This window comes from Nonomuraea sp. NPDC049486, assembly GCF_040676925.1.
GTDB lineage: Bacteria > Actinomycetota > Actinomycetes > Streptosporangiales > Streptosporangiaceae > Nonomuraea > Nonomuraea ferruginea.
In genome coordinates this window covers 124,924-140,974 of sequence record NZ_JBFAPV010000020.1, presented here as the reverse complement: position 1 = coordinate 140,974, position 16,051 = coordinate 124,924, and the positions used below count along the sequence as shown (strand labels likewise).

General features: G+C 70.7%; 12 protein-coding genes. 7 read left to right on the top strand and 5 right to left on the bottom strand.

The genetic code is table 11. The annotated features are described in order from the left end of the window. Positions 1–92 precede the first annotated feature (92 nt). Complete coding sequence (locus AB0K05_RS39665; RefSeq protein ID WP_364236340.1) at positions 93–293, bottom strand: hypothetical protein; 201 nt, start codon at positions 291–293, stop codon at positions 93–95. A gap of 2 nt (positions 294–295) precedes the next feature. Next, positions 296–2,356: a beta-galactosidase gene (locus tag AB0K05_RS39660; protein WP_364236338.1), complete on the bottom strand. Its 2,061-nt coding sequence runs from the start codon at positions 2,354–2,356 to the stop codon at positions 296–298. A gap of 160 nt (positions 2,357–2,516) precedes the next feature. Here AB0K05_RS39660 and AB0K05_RS39655 point away from each other — a divergent pair, with 160 nt between their 5' ends. From AB0K05_RS39655 to AB0K05_RS39630, 6 genes are all read left to right on the top strand, one after another. Further along, complete coding sequence (locus AB0K05_RS39655; RefSeq protein ID WP_271276549.1) at positions 2,517–3,524, top strand: LacI family DNA-binding transcriptional regulator; 1,008 nt, start codon at positions 2,517–2,519, stop codon at positions 3,522–3,524. Between the two features lie 247 nt (positions 3,525–3,771). After that, the gene (locus AB0K05_RS39650) at positions 3,772–6,189 is read left to right on the top strand and encodes a glycoside hydrolase family 3 N-terminal domain-containing protein (protein ID WP_364236336.1); all 2,418 of its coding nucleotides are present in this window, start codon (positions 3,772–3,774) and stop codon (positions 6,187–6,189) included. Beyond that, positions 6,189–7,175, top strand: a complete 987-nt coding sequence (locus tag AB0K05_RS39645; RefSeq protein WP_364236334.1) for an ABC transporter permease subunit — start codon at positions 6,189–6,191, stop codon at positions 7,173–7,175. Before AB0K05_RS39650 ends, AB0K05_RS39645 begins: the two co-directional genes overlap by 1 nt. Beyond that, complete coding sequence (locus AB0K05_RS39640) at positions 7,169–8,047, top strand: carbohydrate ABC transporter permease (protein ID WP_148031990.1); 879 nt, start codon at positions 7,169–7,171, stop codon at positions 8,045–8,047. The genes AB0K05_RS39645 and AB0K05_RS39640 overlap by 7 nt, the downstream gene beginning before the upstream one ends. A gap of 36 nt (positions 8,048–8,083) precedes the next feature. Further along, a complete protein-coding gene (locus AB0K05_RS39635) occupies positions 8,084–9,721 on the top strand; it encodes an extracellular solute-binding protein (protein ID WP_364236331.1) in 1,638 nt (545 codons plus the stop codon). A gap of 4 nt (positions 9,722–9,725) precedes the next feature. After that, positions 9,726–10,418, top strand: coding sequence for a hypothetical protein (locus AB0K05_RS39630; RefSeq protein WP_271276553.1), 693 nt, complete (start codon positions 9,726–9,728; stop codon positions 10,416–10,418). Here the strand turns inward: AB0K05_RS39630 and AB0K05_RS39625 are convergent. After that, positions 10,412–12,472 (bottom strand): alpha-glucuronidase, encoded by a 2,061-nt coding sequence (locus AB0K05_RS39625; RefSeq protein WP_364236329.1) that lies wholly within the window; start codon positions 12,470–12,472, stop codon positions 10,412–10,414. The genes AB0K05_RS39630 and AB0K05_RS39625 overlap by 7 nt on opposite strands. 61 nt (positions 12,473–12,533) lie before the next feature. Here AB0K05_RS39625 and AB0K05_RS39620 point away from each other — a divergent pair, with 61 nt between their 5' ends. Continuing rightward, positions 12,534–13,424: an SDR family oxidoreductase gene (locus AB0K05_RS39620; protein WP_271276555.1), complete on the top strand. Its 891-nt coding sequence runs from the start codon at positions 12,534–12,536 to the stop codon at positions 13,422–13,424. Here the strand turns inward: AB0K05_RS39620 and AB0K05_RS39615 are convergent. Next, positions 13,415–14,443: a WYL domain-containing protein gene (locus tag AB0K05_RS39615; RefSeq protein ID WP_271276556.1), complete on the bottom strand. Its 1,029-nt coding sequence runs from the start codon at positions 14,441–14,443 to the stop codon at positions 13,415–13,417. The two genes, AB0K05_RS39620 and AB0K05_RS39615, sit on opposite strands and share 10 nt — an antisense overlap. Further along, entirely contained in the window at positions 14,425–16,014 is a 1,590-nt protein-coding gene (locus AB0K05_RS39610) for a CocE/NonD family hydrolase (RefSeq protein WP_271276557.1), read from the bottom strand. Before AB0K05_RS39610 ends, AB0K05_RS39615 begins: the two co-directional genes overlap by 19 nt. Positions 16,015–16,051: the final 37 nt, after the last annotated feature.

The following is a 16,051-nucleotide window of genomic DNA, read 5'->3' as shown; positions in this document are numbered from 1 at the left end:
CAGCCCCAGCCGAATCGGCGACATCGCCCGCGCGGCACTTGTCCTCACCCGTTTCGAGCACGACTACCTGCCGGCAATTCGCTGAGATCACGTCACTGGGTGTTCCAGGAGCGGACTGGCTTCATCTGCGAGGAGATGGATCGGTTCTGGGCCAACGCCGACTGAAAAGCCAGGGAATGCGTTCTTGGGTGCCGCCGGACGATGGCGGCAACGTAGTTCAGCGTCTGGGACGACAAATCGACGGCAGCACGATGGAACAGCATCTCGAGTTCCGGGTCGGTGCCACCCTCCACGGTCACAGGCTGGCGCCCGAGGCGATTCTCGTCGTCCTGTCGTCGGGCTGCGGCCCTGATTTTCCGCCGCCGATCTCGATGACCGTTGCGCCCAGTGGAGCGAGGGTGATCTCCTCCGCTACTTCAGCTCCAGTCAGCAGGTCGATGCCGGCGAAGGTGAGGGGAACGGTGGTGGGCTCATCGGCGCTGTGGTTGAGCAAGAAGAGGTACTTGTCCCCTCTGATCGTGCACTCCACGTGCGAGGGAACTCCGGCGAACGGCGACTCCACGCCCGCCTCCCGGACGGCATCCACCAGCACCTCACCGAAAGCCGACTCCTCCAGCAGCGTGGCGAAATACACCACCCGGCCGGAGCCGAAGGTGTTCTCGACGACGGCCGCGCGGCCGGAGAGGAGGCCGTCCTGGTAAACCGCCAAGGGCTTGCCGGTTTCCAGGTGGAGGTCTTCGCGCCACCAGGTCGACGTGGTCACCCGGCCGTCGGTGAACTCGACGGTGAAGGTCTCGGCGGGGCGCGCCGGCCAGTACTCGTCGATCTTGGCCCCGATCAGCTCACGGAACGCCCCCGGATACCCGTTGGGCCGAATCCGGTTGCACGAATCCACCACGCCGGAGAAGAACGACATGATGACCGTCCCGCCCTTACGGGCGAACTCCTGGATACCCGATACCCCGACATCATCGATCAGGTACGCGTTAGGGACGATCAACACCTTGTACGGGGACAGATCGCCAGCGGTAGACACCACGTCCACGGGCACATGCTCCCGCCATAGCGGCGTGTAGTGCCGCATCACCGTGTCCGCATAGCTGAAGTCATTACGCGGCAGCCCGTACGTCTCCTCCAGCCCCCACCACCCGTTCCAGTCGAACAAGATAGCCACGTCGGCCCGAGACGAGGTCCCGGCGACCCCCGACAGCAACCGGAGCTCCCGGCCCAGCTCCACCACCTCACGGAAGGTACGGGACGACGGCCCGGAGTGGGGGAGCATCGCCGAGTGGAGACGCTCCTGGCCGCCCCGGCTGGCCCGCCACTGAAAGAACATCACCGAGTCCGCCCCCCGCGACAGCGCCTGCAGTGACCCGAGCAGCATCCGCCCCGGCTCCTTGACCACGTTCAGCTTCCACTGACTCACCGCCGAGGCCGCCTGCTCCATCAGCATCCACGGCTGACCGCCCTTCAGCGAGCGGAACAGGTCGTACTGGAAGGCGGCCGAGATGTGCGACGACGGGTCCGCCGGGTCGGGGTAGATGTCGAGGGCGACGGCGTCCTCTTCCGGCGCCCAGCGCCAGTAGTCGGCATGGCGATAAAAGCGCATAAAGTTGGTCATGACTGGAATGTCGTCCCGGAACGACCGGACGATGTCCCGCTCGGCGACGAAACACTCCAGCAGCGCGTCCGACGTGAACCGCTTGAAGTCGAGCCGCCGCGCCGGATTGGACCACGACCGCGGGATGTTCGGCACCTCGATCTGCTCCCAGGACGTGTAGACCTGCCCCCAGAACCGGGTGGTCCACGCCTCGTTCAGCGCGTCGAGGGACCCGTACCTCCGCCGCAGCCACTCCCGGAAAGCCACGGAACTGGCCGGGTTGTACGCCGTCGGCCCGTACTCGTTGCTGATGTGCCACATCGCCAGCGCCGGATGGTACGAGTACCGCTCGGCCAGCTTGGTGGTGATCGCCGCAGCGTACCGCCGGTAGATCGGCGAGGACGGGTCGTAGTGCAGCCGGCTGCCGAACCCGAACGGCTCCCCGTCCGCCATGATCGGAAAGACCTCGGGATGCAACTGGGTCAGCCACACTGGCGGCGCGGCAGTCGGAGTGGCCAGGTTGACCGCGATGCCGTTGCCGTGCAGCAGGTCCATGACCTCGTCGAGCCAGCCGAACGCGTACGTACCCGGCTCGGGTTCCAGTGAGGCCCAGGCGAAGACGCCGAGCGAGACGACGTTGACCCCGGCCTCGCGCATCAGCCGCACGTCCTCGCGCCACACGGCCGGGTCCCACTGCTCGGGGTTGTAGTCACCGCCGTACGCCAGCCCGCCGACGCGACTCCTGAACGCGGCCATACGAGACATTGCGCTCCCCAACCAGCGGTCCATCGACGCCGCACGGGCATCAGAAAGTTTCGGTAGGAGTTGCCGGAAACTTGGCCGTCACTTGTTGCGTTACGGTAGGCTCCGCTTCGCGGCGCTGTCAACAGCGCCACGAGCGCTCCCAGGGGGTTCCGTGCAACGCGCCACGCTCGCCGACATCGCCGCGACCGCCGGTGTCTCCGTGCCCACGGTCTCCAAGGTCCTGAGCGGCCGCAAGCACGTCTCGCCCACCACCCGCGACCGGGTGCTGGAGGCGGCCAGGGCCCACGGCTACGAGCCGCCGCGCCCGCCGGGCGGACCCCGGGCCGGCATCGTCGACCTGCTCATCAACGGCCTCGGCTCGCCCTGGGCGCACGTCCTCATCGAGGGCGCCGAGGCGGCGGCCGCGCGCTGGGGCTTCTCGCTCGTGGTCACCTCCTCCTACCGCCCCGACTTCGACCGGCGGCGCTGGGTGGGCATGCTGCGCAAGCGCGGCACCGACGGCATCGTGCTGGTGCTGTCGCGGGCCGGCCAGGAGGAGATCGAGGCGATCAAGGACCTGCTGCACGTCCCGCTGGTCCTGCTCGACCCCGTCGGCCAGCGCGAGCTGGGGCTGTCGGCCGTCGGCGCGACCAACTGGGCCGGCGGCGTCCAGGCGACCACCCACCTGCTGGAGCTCGGCCACCGGCGCATCGGCTTCATCGGCGGCCCGCTCGACAAGCAGTGCACGCTCGACCGCTACGAGGGCTACCTCGCCGCGCACCGCACGTTCGGCATCGACCCCGACCCGGCCCTGACCCGCTACGGCGACTTCCTGATCTCGGGCGGCCGGCTGCACGGCGGCGAGCTGCTCGACCGCCCCGACCGGCCGACAGCGGTCTTCGCCGGATCCGACCCGCAGGCCGCCGGCGTCTACCAGGCCGCCGCCGAGCGCGGCATCCGCGTGCCCCACGAGCTGTCCGTCGTCGGCTTCGACGACTCGCCGCCGTGCGAGATGATGACGCCCCCGCTCACCACCGTGCGCCAGCCGCTCGACGAGATGGCCAACGAGGCGATCCGGCTGGTCCACGAGGAGCTCACGCACCCGCGCTCCACCGGCACCCGCATCGAGCTCGCCACGAGTCTCGTCGTACGGAGCAGCACCGCTCCTCCCGCCGGCTGACTCGTCGTACGGCGGCATCATGCGGGCGGGCGTCACCCCTCGCACGGGTCTCTGAAAGTTTCTGGCAAACGCGCCCCGCCCTGGACGTTGCCGCAGGTGCGCATCTCCTGGTGCGGCCGGGCTCCGACACCCCTCTTGACACCTCTCGACGCGCGCCCTAAGTTGCCGAAATATTAACGGGTCTCCGAAAATTTTCGGCAAAGTCCGGCATTGCGGTTTCCGTATGCCGCCCGGCCGAGAGGATGGCATGACGGGCCAGTCACCCCCCGACACCACGCCCGGCGCGAACTCCCCCTGGCGGGACCGGAGGCTGACGCCCGCCGAGCGGGCCGACGCCCTCGTCCCGCTCATGACGCTGGAAGAGAAGATCGCCCAGCTCGTCGGCGTCTGGGCCGGCGCCGACCCATCGGGGGACGGCGTCGCCCCGCGCCAGGCCGACATGAACGTCGTCGACTGGGCCACGGTCATCCGCCACGGCCTGGGCCAGCTCACCCGCCCGTACGGCACCGCCCCGGTCGACCCGGCGGCGGGCGCCCGGTCCCTGGACGCCTCCCAGCGGGAGATCATGGCGGCCAACCGGTTCGGCATCCCGGCCCAGGTGCACGAGGAATGCCTGACCGGCTTCTCCGCCTGGCGGGCGACCGTGTACCCGGCGCCGCTGAGCTGGGGCGCCTCCTTCGACCCGGGGCTCATCGAGGAGATGGCCGGGCGGATCGGCCGCTCCATGCGCGCGGCCGGGGTGCACCAGGGCCTCGCGCCGGTCCTCGACGTGACCCGCGACTACCGCTGGGGGCGCACCGAGGAGACCATCGGCGAGGACCCTTACCTGGTCGGCAGCATCGGCGCCGCTTACGTGCGCGGCCTGGAGGGCGCCGGGATCGTCGCCACCCTCAAGCACTTCGCCGGCTACGCGGCCTCCCGCGGGGGACGCAACCTCGCTCCCGCGCACATGGGGCCGCGCGAACTGTCCGACGTCGTGCTGCCGCCGTTCGAGATGGCGTTGCGCCTGGGTGGCGCCAGGTCGGTCATGAACTCGTACGCGGAGATCGACGGCGTGCCCGTGGCCGCCGACGAGAGCCTGCTCACCGGGCTGCTGCGCGATGAGTGGGGCTTCACCGGCACGGTGGTCGCCGACTACTTCGCCGTCCGGTTCCTGCAGAGCCTCCATGGGGTGGCCGGGGACGGGGCGGAGGCGGCCGGGCTCGCCCTGCGCGCCGGCATCGACGTCGAACTCCCCACCGTCGACACCTACGGCGGGCCGCTCGTCGAGGCCGTCAAGTCCGGCGCGGTCAGCGAGGCGCTGATCGACCGCGCACTCCGCCGCGTCCTGACCCAGAAGGCCGAACTCGACCTGCTCGACGAGGACTGGCAACCGATCCCGGACCCTCAAGTTCCGGGTCGCGCGGATGACGGCGTGGAGGAGGAGGGTGTCGGGGGTCGTGGTGGTTTGAGGCTTGATGACGAGGGGTCTCGGGGGCTTGCTCTGCGGCTGGCTCGGGAGTCTGTCGTGCTGGTGAGGAACGGCGGGGTGTTGCCGCTGGCTGCCGGCCGGCGCGTCGCTCTGGTGGGGCCGGTGGCCGACGATCCGATGGCGATGCTCGGCTGTTACGCCTTTCCCAACCACGTGGGTCCGCACCATCCCGGGCAGGGGCTCGGGCTGGAGATCCCGTCGCTGCGCGAGGAGCTGGCGAAACGGATCCCCGGGCTCACGTACGCGGCGGGCTGCGACGTCAGGGGAGAGGACACCGTAGGCATCGCGGCGGCCGTCGCCGTCGCCGAGGAGAGCGACGTGTGCGTGCTCGCCGTCGGCGACCGGGCCGGGCTGTTCGGGCGCGGCACCTCCGGGGAGGGGTGCGACGCGACCGACCTGAGCCTGCCGGGCGTGCAGGCCGAGCTGGTGCGGGCCGTGCTCGCCACGGGCACCCCGGTGGTGCTGGTGCTGCTCGCCGGTCGCCCGTACGCGCTCGGGCCGGAGACGGACGCGGCCGCGGCCGTGCTGTTCGGCTTCTTCCCGGGCCAGCTCGGCGGTCGAGCCGTCAGCGAGGTGCTCACCGGCGAGGTTAACCCGTCCGGGCGGCTGCCGGTCAGCGTCCCCCGCGACGACGGCGGGCTGCCGGCCACCTACCTGACCCCGCCGTTGGGACGGCGCACCGACGTGTCGTCGGTCGACCCGACACCCGCGTTCCCGTTCGGGCACGGCCTGACCTACACGACCTTCGAGTGGACAGGGGCCGAGAGCGGCGGCGAGTGGCCCGTCGACGGCGAGACGGTCGCGGCCGTCACCGTCCGCAACACCGGGGAGCGGCCCGGCGCCGAGGTCGTCCAGCTCTACCTGCACGACCCGGTCGCCCAGACCACCCGTCCGGTCGTCCGCCTCATCGGGTACGCCCGCGTGCCGCTGGAGCCCGGCGAGGCCGCCCGCGTCACCTTCACCGTCCACGCCGACCTCGCCTCGTTCACCGGCGTGCGCGGCAGGCGGATCGTCGAGCCCGGCGACGTCGAGCTGCGCCTGTCCCGCTCCAGCGCGGACGTGGCGGCGGCGCTCCCGTTACGCCTGACAGGCGAGGAACGCGAGGTCGCCCGCGAGCGGCGCCTGCGACCCACGTTCCGCGTCGAGCGCGGCATGACCGGCGTGGGCCGCCGGGATGGAGCACCGGAGGTCTGATGAGCGCAACCGACACGGTCCCGCCGGACACGCGCGAGCCGCGCCGGGCCCGGCCGGACGGGGGGAAGCCGCCGGCGGCGCCGCGCACCACGTGGCGGCGGGCGCTGCGCCGCGACTGGCAGCTGTACACGCTGGCGCTGCTGCCGCTGGCGTTCTTCCTGGTCTTCAGGTACCTGCCGATGATCGGCAACGTCATCGCCTTCCGCAAGTTCGAGCCGGGCGGCAGCCTCTTCGGCGAGGAGTGGGTGGGCCTGCGCTACGTGCGCATGTTCCTGGACGACCCGACGTTCTGGACGGTGTTCACCAACACGCTCGTCCTCGGCGGCCTGACGCTGCTGTTCTGCTTCCCGCTGCCGATCGTGCTGGCGCTGCTGCTGAACGAGATCCGCACCCGCAAGCTCAAGCGGTTCCTGCAGTCGGTGTCCTACCTGCCGCACTTCCTGTCCATCGTGATCGTGGCAGGCATCGTCATGCAGATGACGGCCGTCGACGGCCCGATCAACCAGCTGCTCAAGGTGGTCGGCGAGGAGCCCGTACCGTTCCTGCAGAAGCCGGAGTGGTTCCGGACGATCTACGTCACGTCCGAGATGTGGCAGACGGTCGGCTGGGGGACGATCCTCTACCTCGCCGCGCTGACCACCATCGACGACCAGCTGTACGAGGCGGCGCGGATCGACGGCGCCGGCCGGTGGCGGCAGATCTGGCACGTCACCCTGCCCGGCATCCGCCCCACGATCGTGACGCTGATGATCCTCAACATCGGCACGTTCATGGCCGTGGGCTTCGAGAAGGTCCTGCTGCTGTACAACCCGCTGACCTATCCGACCGCCGACGTGATCACCACGTACCTGTACCGCATGGGCGTCGAGTCCAGCAGCCTCAGCTACGCCGCCGCGATCGGCCTGTTCGAGGCGCTGATCGGGATCGTGCTCATCACCTCGGCCAACGTGATCTCCCGCCGCACAGTAGGGACGAGCCTGTGGTGAAGCTGGACGACAGCCCCGGCTACCGCGTGTTCCGGTGGATCAACGCGGTGATCCTCACCGGCGTCGTGGTCGTGACCCTGTATCCGTTCGTCAACATCATCGCCCGCTCGTTCAGCGAGGAACGGTACATCGTCACCGGGCAGGTCAACCTGATCCCGCGCGGGTTCAACCTGTCGACCTACGAAGTCCTGATGTCGGACCCGATGTTCTGGACGAACTACCGCAACACGGTGGTCTACACCGTCGTCGCCACGGCCATCGCCATGGTGATGACGACGTGTTACGCGTACGTGCTGTCGAAGAGGCACCTCAAGGGCCGCACGGTCCTCATCTGGATCGCCGTCTTCACCATGATCTTCTCCGGCGGCCTGATCCCCAACTACGTGCTGATCAACAGCCTCGGGCTGACGAACTCCATCTGGGCCATCGTCCTGCCCAACGCCATCAGCGTCTTCAACCTCCTGGTCATGAAGGCGTTCTTCGAGAACCTGCCGACCGAACTGGAGGAGGCCGCCGCGATCGACGGCCTCGGCACCTACGGCATCCTGTGGCGCATCGTGCTGCCGCTGTCGAAGGCGGTCATCGCCACGATGGTGCTCTTCTACGCGGTCTCGTTCTGGAACTCCTGGTTCACCGCGTTCCTCTACCTGCACGAGCAGCGGCTGTTCCCGGTCACCATCTACCTGCGCAACCTCATCGCCGGGGCCACCACCTCGGATTCCTACGGCCTCGCGGCCGGCGACGTGACGCAGGCGGCGTCGAACATCCAGTCGGTGGCGATCATGCTCACCGTCCTGCCCATCCTGGCGGTCTACCCCTTCGTCCAGAGGTACTTCGTCTCCGGCGTCATGCTCGGCGCGGTCAAGGGATAGACCGCAACCCCACCCCCACGGCAAAGGAGTCCCCCCATGCGCGACATCTCACGGCGTCAGGCGATCATCGGACTGGGCGCGTTCACGCTCGTGCTCGCCGGCTGCGGCGAGGACGGCACGGCTCCGAAGGCCGCCGACACGTCCGCGAACAGGGCGGGCGCGATGGCGAACTACGGCGTCGGCCAGCAGTTCAAGGCCACCGAGCCGATCTCCTTCGACGTGCTCTACAACAACCACTCGTTCTACCCCAACAAGAACGACTGGCTGTTCTGGGAAGAGCTCACCAAGCGGACGAACGTGACGCTCAAGCCCGTCGAGGTGCCGCTCAGCGACTACGAGCAGAAGCGCGGCCTGCTCGTGGGCTCCGGCCAGGCCCCGCTCATCATCCCGAAGACCTACCCCGGGCAGGAGGACACCTTCGTCTCCTCCGGCGCCATCCTGCCGGTCAGCGACTACCTCGACCTGATGCCGCACTTCAAGGACAAGGTCGCCAGGTGGCGGATGGAACCGGAGCTGAACACGCGCAGGCAGGCCGACGGCCGCTTCTACCTGCTGCCCGGCATGCACGAGAGCGTCTGGGTGGACTACACGCTGGCCGTCAGGACCGACATCATGGAGAAGCTCGGCCTGGAGGTCCCGGCCACCTGGGACGACCTCTACACGGTGCTGAAGGCGATGAAGGAGGAGTACCCCGACCAGTACCCGATGACCGACCGGTGGGGCGACCCCACCCCGGGCGGCAACCTGTTCAAGCTCGTCGCCCAGGCGTACGGCACCAGGGGCGGCTGGGAGTACCTGCACGCGACCTGGGACCCCACGGCCGGCAAGTTCGCCTTCACCGGCGCCATGCCGCAGTACAAGCAGATGATCGAGTACCTGCACAAGCTGGTGCAGGAGAAGCTGATCGACCCGGAGAGCTTCACCCAGCAGGACGAGCAGGCCAAGCAGAAGTTCACCTCCGGCAAGTCCTTCGTCATCAGCACCAACGCGCAGAGCCTGATCAACGACTACCGCGGGCCGCTGGAGAAGACGGTCGAGGGGGCCAAGGTCGCCAAGATCCCGGTGCCCATGGGCCCGGTCGGCGACTACAAGATCGGCACCCGGCTGGAGAACGGCATCATGATCTCCAGCAAGGCCAAGGACAACCCGAACTTCGTGGCCATGATGCAGTTCATCGACTGGCTGTGGTACTCCGATGAGGGCCAGGAGTTCGCCAAGTGGGGCGTCGAGGGCACCACGTACACCAAGGACTCCGCCGGCGCCTACAAGCTCGCCGACGACATCGACATGGTCGGCCTCAACCCGGGCGCCTCCAAGCACCTGCAGAAGGACTTCGGCTTCGGCAACGGCGTGTTCGCCTACGGCGGCACCACCAAGCTGCTGCAGTCCACCTTCTCCGAGGAGGAGCTGGAGTTCCAGAACGTGATGAACGCCAGGAAGCAGTGGCCGGTGGACCCGCCGCACCCGTTCACCGACGAGGAGCGCGAGCGGTCGACCCTCTGGGAGACGCCGCTGAAGGACCACGTCACCCAGAACACGCTCAAGTTCATCCTCGGCGAGCGCGACCTGGCCGAGTGGGACGCCTACGTCAAGGAACTCGAAGCCAAGAACATGACCACCTACATCGACCTGGTCAACGCCGCCGCGGACCGGTTCAAGAAGGAGCACGGCTGAGCCGATGGGCGAGGTGACCGCCGGGCGGCGGTTCGGAGAAGGTCCGCTCTCGCGCGCCGCCGCCCTGATCTACACGATGCTGGTCGTCGAGCTGCTGCTGCTGGCCGCCACCGCGCCGGGCCTGGCCGGGCTGGTGCTGCTCGACCGCGACGCGAGCAACCTGCCGCTGTACGCGCTCTGCGCGCTGCCGGCCGGCCCGGCGCTGTCGGCCGCGCTGTACGCGCTGCGCCACCGCGGCGCCGGCCTGGCGGACCTGTCACCGGCGGCCGCGTTCCTGCGCGGCTACCGGGCCAACGCCGCCGACGTGCTGAAGGTCTGGGCGCCGTGGCTGGCCGGCATGACCGTGGTCGGGGTCAACCTGGCGCACTTCGCCGCCGCCGGGGTGCCGGGGTGGTGGGCGGCCCTGCTGGTCGCCGTCGCGGTGGCGGCCGCGCTGTGGGCCGCCAACGCGCTGGTGATCGCGTCGCTGTTCCGGTTCAGGGCCGTGGACGTCGCCCGGCTGGCCTCGTACTTCCTGGCCCGGTGCCCGGGTGCCACGCTGGGCAACGCGTGCCTGCTGGTCGTGGCGGGCGGGCTCACCCTGCTGGCCACCGAGCTGGCGCCGCTGGCGCTGGCGTCCGCGTTCGCGGCGGGGCTGCTGCGCAACAGCCGGCCGATGATCGCCGAGATCCGCGAGCGCTTCGTGTCCGGTCAGTGAATGCGGCGGCCGTGCGCGTCGGGCACGCCCGACTTGCGGAAGAAGTACGTGTTGATCTGGTCGCGCCACTCCCGGGCGGAACGGAGCTGCTCGTCCAGCAGCTCACGCACCCGGGCGTGGAGCGCCGGGTCCACCAGCCCGGCCAGCCCGTCCCAGACGGGCCGCAGCTCCGCGACCTCCTCCGCGCCGGCGAAGTGGGTGTCGTAGATGTGCTGGATGACCGTCTTCCCGCTGTGCAGTACGTGACCGTACGGGACGTGGTGGAAGAAGAGCAGCAGCTCGTCCGGGCACCGCTCCGCCGACTCGTACACCTCCGACCACGGCTCCGGATACTGGCCGGTGCAGCCCGTGCCGGTGGCGCGCGTCCGGTCCACGCCGACCCCGTCGCGGTCGGCGAAGTGGTACGTGCCCCACGGCGTGTACTCGTAGCCGTCCACGTCGGGGCCGTAGTGGTGACCGGGCCGGACCATGAAGCCGACGCCGAGCGGCGCCGTGTAGCGCTCGTACGTCTCCCACGAACCGTCCATGATCGCGTGCAGCGGCTCCCGCAGGCGGTCGGCCGTGTCCGGGAAGGTCAGGCCGATCCACTCGTCGAGGATCTCCGCAGGTCCGAGCCCCGGGTCCCAGGCCAGCCGCCCGAACGCGTACAGGTTGGCCTGCGCGAGCGGATGCCCGGTCCAGTACGGGTCGTCGCCGGCGTTCGAGACCGCCACCAGCTCGCCGGCGACGCCGGCCACCGTCCGGCCGCCGGGACCCCACGGCTCGAAACCGAGCACCTCGCGCCACATCGGCGCCAGGTAGCAGACGTGCCGCTGCTGGCCGGTGTACTCCTGCGTCACCTGCAGCTCCACCGCCAGCCGGGTGCGCGGCATCGCGGCGATCACCGGCGAGACCGGCTCGCGCACCTGGAAGTCGATCGGCCCGTGCTTGACCTGGAGGATCGCGTTCCCCGCGAACTCCCCGTCGAGCGGTGCGAAGTGGTCGTAAGCGGCCCGCGCCCGGTCGGTGGAACGGTCGCGCCAGTCCTGCCGGTGGTCGTAGACGAAGGCCCGCCAGTGCACCACCCCGCCGTACGGGGCGAGCGCGCCGGCCAGCAGGTTGGCCCCGTCGGCGTGGCTGCGCCCATAGGCGAACGGCCCCGGCTGCCCCTCCGAGTCGGCCTTGACCAGGTAACCGCCGAAATCCGGGATCGCCTCGTACACCCGCGCGGTCGCCCCCGCCCACCAGGCCCGCACGTCCTCGTCCAGCGGGTCGGCGGTGGACAGCCCGCCGAGGACGACGGGCGCGGCGAAGGTGACCGACAGATGGACCCTGATCCCGTACGGGCGCAGCGCGCCGGCGAGGGCGGCCACGTCGCCGAGCCGGTCGGTGAGCAGCCGCGCCTCGGTGGCGTGCACGTTGACGTTGTTCACCGCGACCGCGTTGACGCCGGCGGCGGCCAGCAGCCGCCCGTAGGCGCGCACCCGGTCCAGGTCGCCGCGCGGGCCGCCGTCCGCCCAGAAGATCGAACCGCCCGCGTACCCGCGCTCGACCTGCCCCATCACGGGATGCACGTCCACGTTGTCCCAGTGGTCGAGCATCCGCCGCCGCATCGCGGGCCGATGACGCTCGGCCGGGAAGTCCGCGCCGAACGCCCGCTCGCCCAGCCGGACGACATGGAACAGCCCGTACAGCAGCCCCGCCCCCTCGCCGGCCACCACGGTCACCCCACCCCGCCGCCCGACGAGGAAGTTCTCGTCGCCGTCGGGCGTACCGGTCATCCTGTCGCGCCGCCCGGTCGGAAACGCCTCGTCTCCTCCGGGCGCGGCGCCGGTTTCCCCGGCCTCTTCGCCGTAAAGGACCGCGCGCGCGTGGGCCGGGAGGTGGTCGGACGTGGCCAGCACGAGGTCGGCCTCCCCGCCGTCGCACAGGCTCCCGCCGAACCGGGCGCAGGCCCGCGCGACCTCGTCGCGGACCGTGCCGGCGAGCGGCCCGTCCCCGTGTACGAGGACCCGCCGGGATCCGATCGCCCGGAACGCCTCGGGAGGCAACCAGGCCGGATGGACGTCCGTCATGAGAAGAATCTATCGAGAAAACATGACAGTGGATGTCCTCTTTTCCGGGAAACCTGGTCGCATGATTGCTTTGGTGGCGGGCGCGACCCGCGGAACAGGACGTGGCATCGCCGTCGAACTCGGCGCCGCCGGCGCGACGGTCTACTGCACCGGCAGGACGACCCGGGAGCGGCGCTCGGAGATGGACCGGCCCGAGACGATCGAGGAGACGGCGGAACTGGTGACGAAGGCCGGCGGCACCGGCATCCCCGTGCGGGTGGACCATCTTGATCCGGCCCAGGTCAAGGCCCTGGTCGAGCGGATCGACCGCGAGCAGGGCCGGCTCGACGTGCTGGTGAACGACGTCTGGGGCGGCGACAAGCTCTGGAGCTGGAACACCCCGGTCTGGGAGCAGGACCTGGAGAAGGGGCTGAGGATGCTCAGCCTGGGCGTGCACACCCACCTCATCACCAGCCACCACGCGCTGCCGCTCCTGATCAGGAACAAGGGCGGCCTGGTCGTCGAGGTCACCGACGGCACCTGGGACTTCAACGCCCCCCGCTACCGGGAGAACCTCTACTACGACCTGGTCAAGATGTCGGTGAACCGGCTCGCCTTCAGCCAGGCGCACGAACTGCGCCCGCACGGCGGCACGGCGGTGGCGCTCACGCCGGGGTTCCTGCGCTCGGAGGCGATGCTGGAGAACTTCGGCGTCACCGAGGAGAACTGGCGCGACGGGGCCAAGCGGGAGCCGTCGTTCGCGGTCTCGGAGACCCCGGCGTACGCGGGTCGCGCCGTCGCCGCCCTGGCCACCGACCCCGACCGGGCGCGCTGGTCCGGCAAGTCCGTCGACAGCGGCACGCTGGCCAAGGAGTACGGCTTCACCGACGTGGACGGCAGCCGCCCCGACGTGTGGCGGTTCATCGCCGACACCGACGGCGGCAAGCAGCCGAACCCGGACGACTACCGGTAGAGCGCCGTCATGCGGGCGGCGGCCTCCGCGACCATCGACCGTAGTTCCGCCGGCTCCAGCACCTCCGCCTCCGGCCCGAAACGCAGCACCTGCGAGTACGCGATCTCGATCGACTCCACGCGGAGCCGCACCGTGCCGTCGGGCTGAAGTGAGGCCACCGCGTCCGGCAGCGCCGCCGGGTCGGCGACGTGCCGCAGCATCCGCAGCCCGGCTTCGGTGAGCCGCAGCGTGATCGAGGTCCGCAGCAGCGAGTGGCCGAACGCGGCCGACTGCTCGGTCCAGAACGCGGCCAGGTCGAAGCCCGGATCCCGGACGAACACGTCGTCGCGCACGGTGATCTCACCGAACCGGTCCACCCGGAACAACAGGAACCGCGCCTGCCCCGCCGACTGCCCCTGCGGCTGTGCCGATGACGGCCCCGGCCCAGGTGACGGTCCCGGTCCTGGTTTCGGTGATGGTGGGGACGGGGATCGGGCCGCGAGGTACCAGGCGCCCGCCTTGAGCACCAGCCCGTACGGCTCCAGGGTGCGCGTGCGTCCCTTGTATCCGGCGGTCACCCGCCGGTCACCCCACACCGCCCTGGCCAGCGGGGCGAGCTGCGGCGGCGGTGGGGAGTCGTGCGCGAACCAGCCGGGCGCGTCCAGGTGGAAGCGCTGCGCGGCCGTCGCGGGGGCGTCGCGCAGCCCGGGGGAGAGCGCGGCGGCGGCCTTCAGCCGGGCCGTCGCCGCCACCTCCTGCAGCCCCATCTCGCGCAGCGCGCCCGGGACGCCGGACAGGAACAGCGCCTCGGCCTCCGCCCGGTCCAGCCCGGTCAGCCGGGTCCGGTATCCCTCCAGCAGCCGGTAGCCGCCGCCGCGCCCCCGGTCGGCGTAGACAGGGATGCCGGCCGAGGACAGCGCCAGCACGTCGCGGTGGACGGTGCGCTCCGACACCTCCAGCTCGCGGGCCAGCTCCGCCGCCGTCATGCCGCCGCGGCCCTGCAGCAGCAGCACGAGCGACATCAGCCGGGCGGCGCGCACAGCGGCATGATCACGGCGGACGGGTGATCGGGGGAGTGGAAGACCTCGACGTCGCTCGGCACCATCGGCCCGCCGGAATGGGTGAGAGGATCGCCGGTGCCGGGGTTACGGGCGATCGTCGGATAGGCGCCCGCGGCGACGTGCACGCGGACGCGGTGGCCCCGCCTGAACCGGTGGCCGATCGGCCACAGCTCCACCCGTACCCTGCGCACGTCCCCCAGCGTATCGGCGTCCAGCGGGCCGAGGCGGCGCACGCCCTCGCACACGTTCATCGACCGCCCGTCCGGGTGCACGTCGCACACCCGGACGACCACGTCCGCGTACGGGGTGCTGGAGCGGACGTACAGCTCCGCGCTGACCGGGCCGATCATCTCCAGGTCGGACTCCAGCGGGGGCGAGCTGTAGACGAGCACGTCGCGCCGGGCCTCCAGGCGGCGCTGGTCGCGCGGCCGGGAGTCGGCCAGCAGCACCGGGCCGCCGATCACCGGCGTCGGATGGTCCGGGTGGTAGCGGAACCGGTCCGGCTCCGACTCCAGCGGCCCGTCCGTGCCCAGCCCGAAGCCGTGCTGCAGGTGCCAGCGCCGCCGCCGCAGGCCGGGCACCGGCCAGTCCGGGTACTCGCGCCATTCCTCGGCCCCCGTCACGTACAGCCGCACCGGCTGGTCGCGCAGCCCGGAGACGTCGCCCAGCAGGTGGGCGCGGAACCAGGCGAGCGACTCGGCCATCGACGGGCCGATGTGGCGGGCGTCGATGTGGTACCAGGGGCCGATCGTCAGGTACGGCCGCCGGCCCGCCGCCCGCAACGCCGCGTAGTCCTTGAGCTGCCACGGCAGGAACACGTCGTACCAGCCGCCGAGCATGGTGACCGCCGCGTCCACCTCGCCGACCTTGGGGGAGTGGTCGCGCCGGGTCCAGTACGGCGCCGGGTCGGCGTGGTGCGCCAGCAGGTCGCGGTAGAAGCGGAGCGGCCGGCCCGCCGACGCCAGGTCCAGCTCGCCCACCGGCCGCCCCGACAGCACGGCCCGCCGCGTCACCCGCGGCGCGGTCAGCCCGGCCGCGCCGCCGAAGCGGCGGCCCATGTGCTCGGTGAGCGTGGTCCAGCTCAGCGCCGACTCCAGCGCGAACGCGCCGCCCACGTACGCGGCGTCCCTGAACTGGGAGGCGGTGATCTGGGTGGCCATCGCCTTCAGGTCAGGGCCGGCGTACGGGGCCACGGCCCACTGGGTGAACCCCAGGTAAGAGGGGCCGAACATGGCGAACGAGCCCCCGTACCAGGGCTGTTCGCGCATCCACGCGATCGTCGCCAGGCCGTCGTCGTGCTCGTGGCCGAGCGGGTCGAGATCGCCGCCGGAGCCGAAGCCGCCCCGGCAGCTCTGCATCACCACCTGGAAGCCGTGCCAGGCGAACCCGCGCCCGTACAGCAGCCCGAACAGGCCGCGGCGGCCGTACGGGGAGCGGATGAGGACGACCGGCGCCCGCTCCGCCCCGGCGGGGACGTAGCGGTCGGCCAGCAGGGTGACGCCGTCGGGCATCCGCACGGGGATGTCACGGTGGACACGTACGCGTCGCATTACCTACCAGTAACATACGTGGCCGCGCAGGCGGTAG

Bases quoted from the DNA above. Each gene is read 5' to 3' on its own strand.
- AB0K05_RS39660 (WP_364236338.1), bottom strand. From the start codon at position 2,356: ATGGCCGCGTTCAGGAGTCGCGTCGGCGGGCTGGCGTACGGCGGTGAC.
- AB0K05_RS39650 (WP_364236336.1), top strand. From the start codon at position 3,772: ATGACGGGCCAGTCACCCCCCGACACCACGCCCGGCGCGAACTCCCCC.
- AB0K05_RS39645 (WP_364236334.1), top strand. From the start codon at position 6,189: ATGAGCGCAACCGACACGGTCCCGCCGGACACGCGCGAGCCGCGCCGG.
- AB0K05_RS39635 (WP_364236331.1), top strand. From the start codon at position 8,084: ATGCGCGACATCTCACGGCGTCAGGCGATCATCGGACTGGGCGCGTTC.
- AB0K05_RS39630 (WP_271276553.1), top strand. From the start codon at position 9,726: ATGGGCGAGGTGACCGCCGGGCGGCGGTTCGGAGAAGGTCCGCTCTCG.
- AB0K05_RS39625 (WP_364236329.1), bottom strand. From the start codon at position 12,472: ATGACGGACGTCCATCCGGCCTGGTTGCCTCCCGAGGCGTTCCGGGCG.
- AB0K05_RS39620 (WP_271276555.1), top strand. From the start codon at position 12,534: ATGATTGCTTTGGTGGCGGGCGCGACCCGCGGAACAGGACGTGGCATC.
- AB0K05_RS39610 (WP_271276557.1), bottom strand. From the start codon at position 16,014: ATGCGACGCGTACGTGTCCACCGTGACATCCCCGTGCGGATGCCCGAC.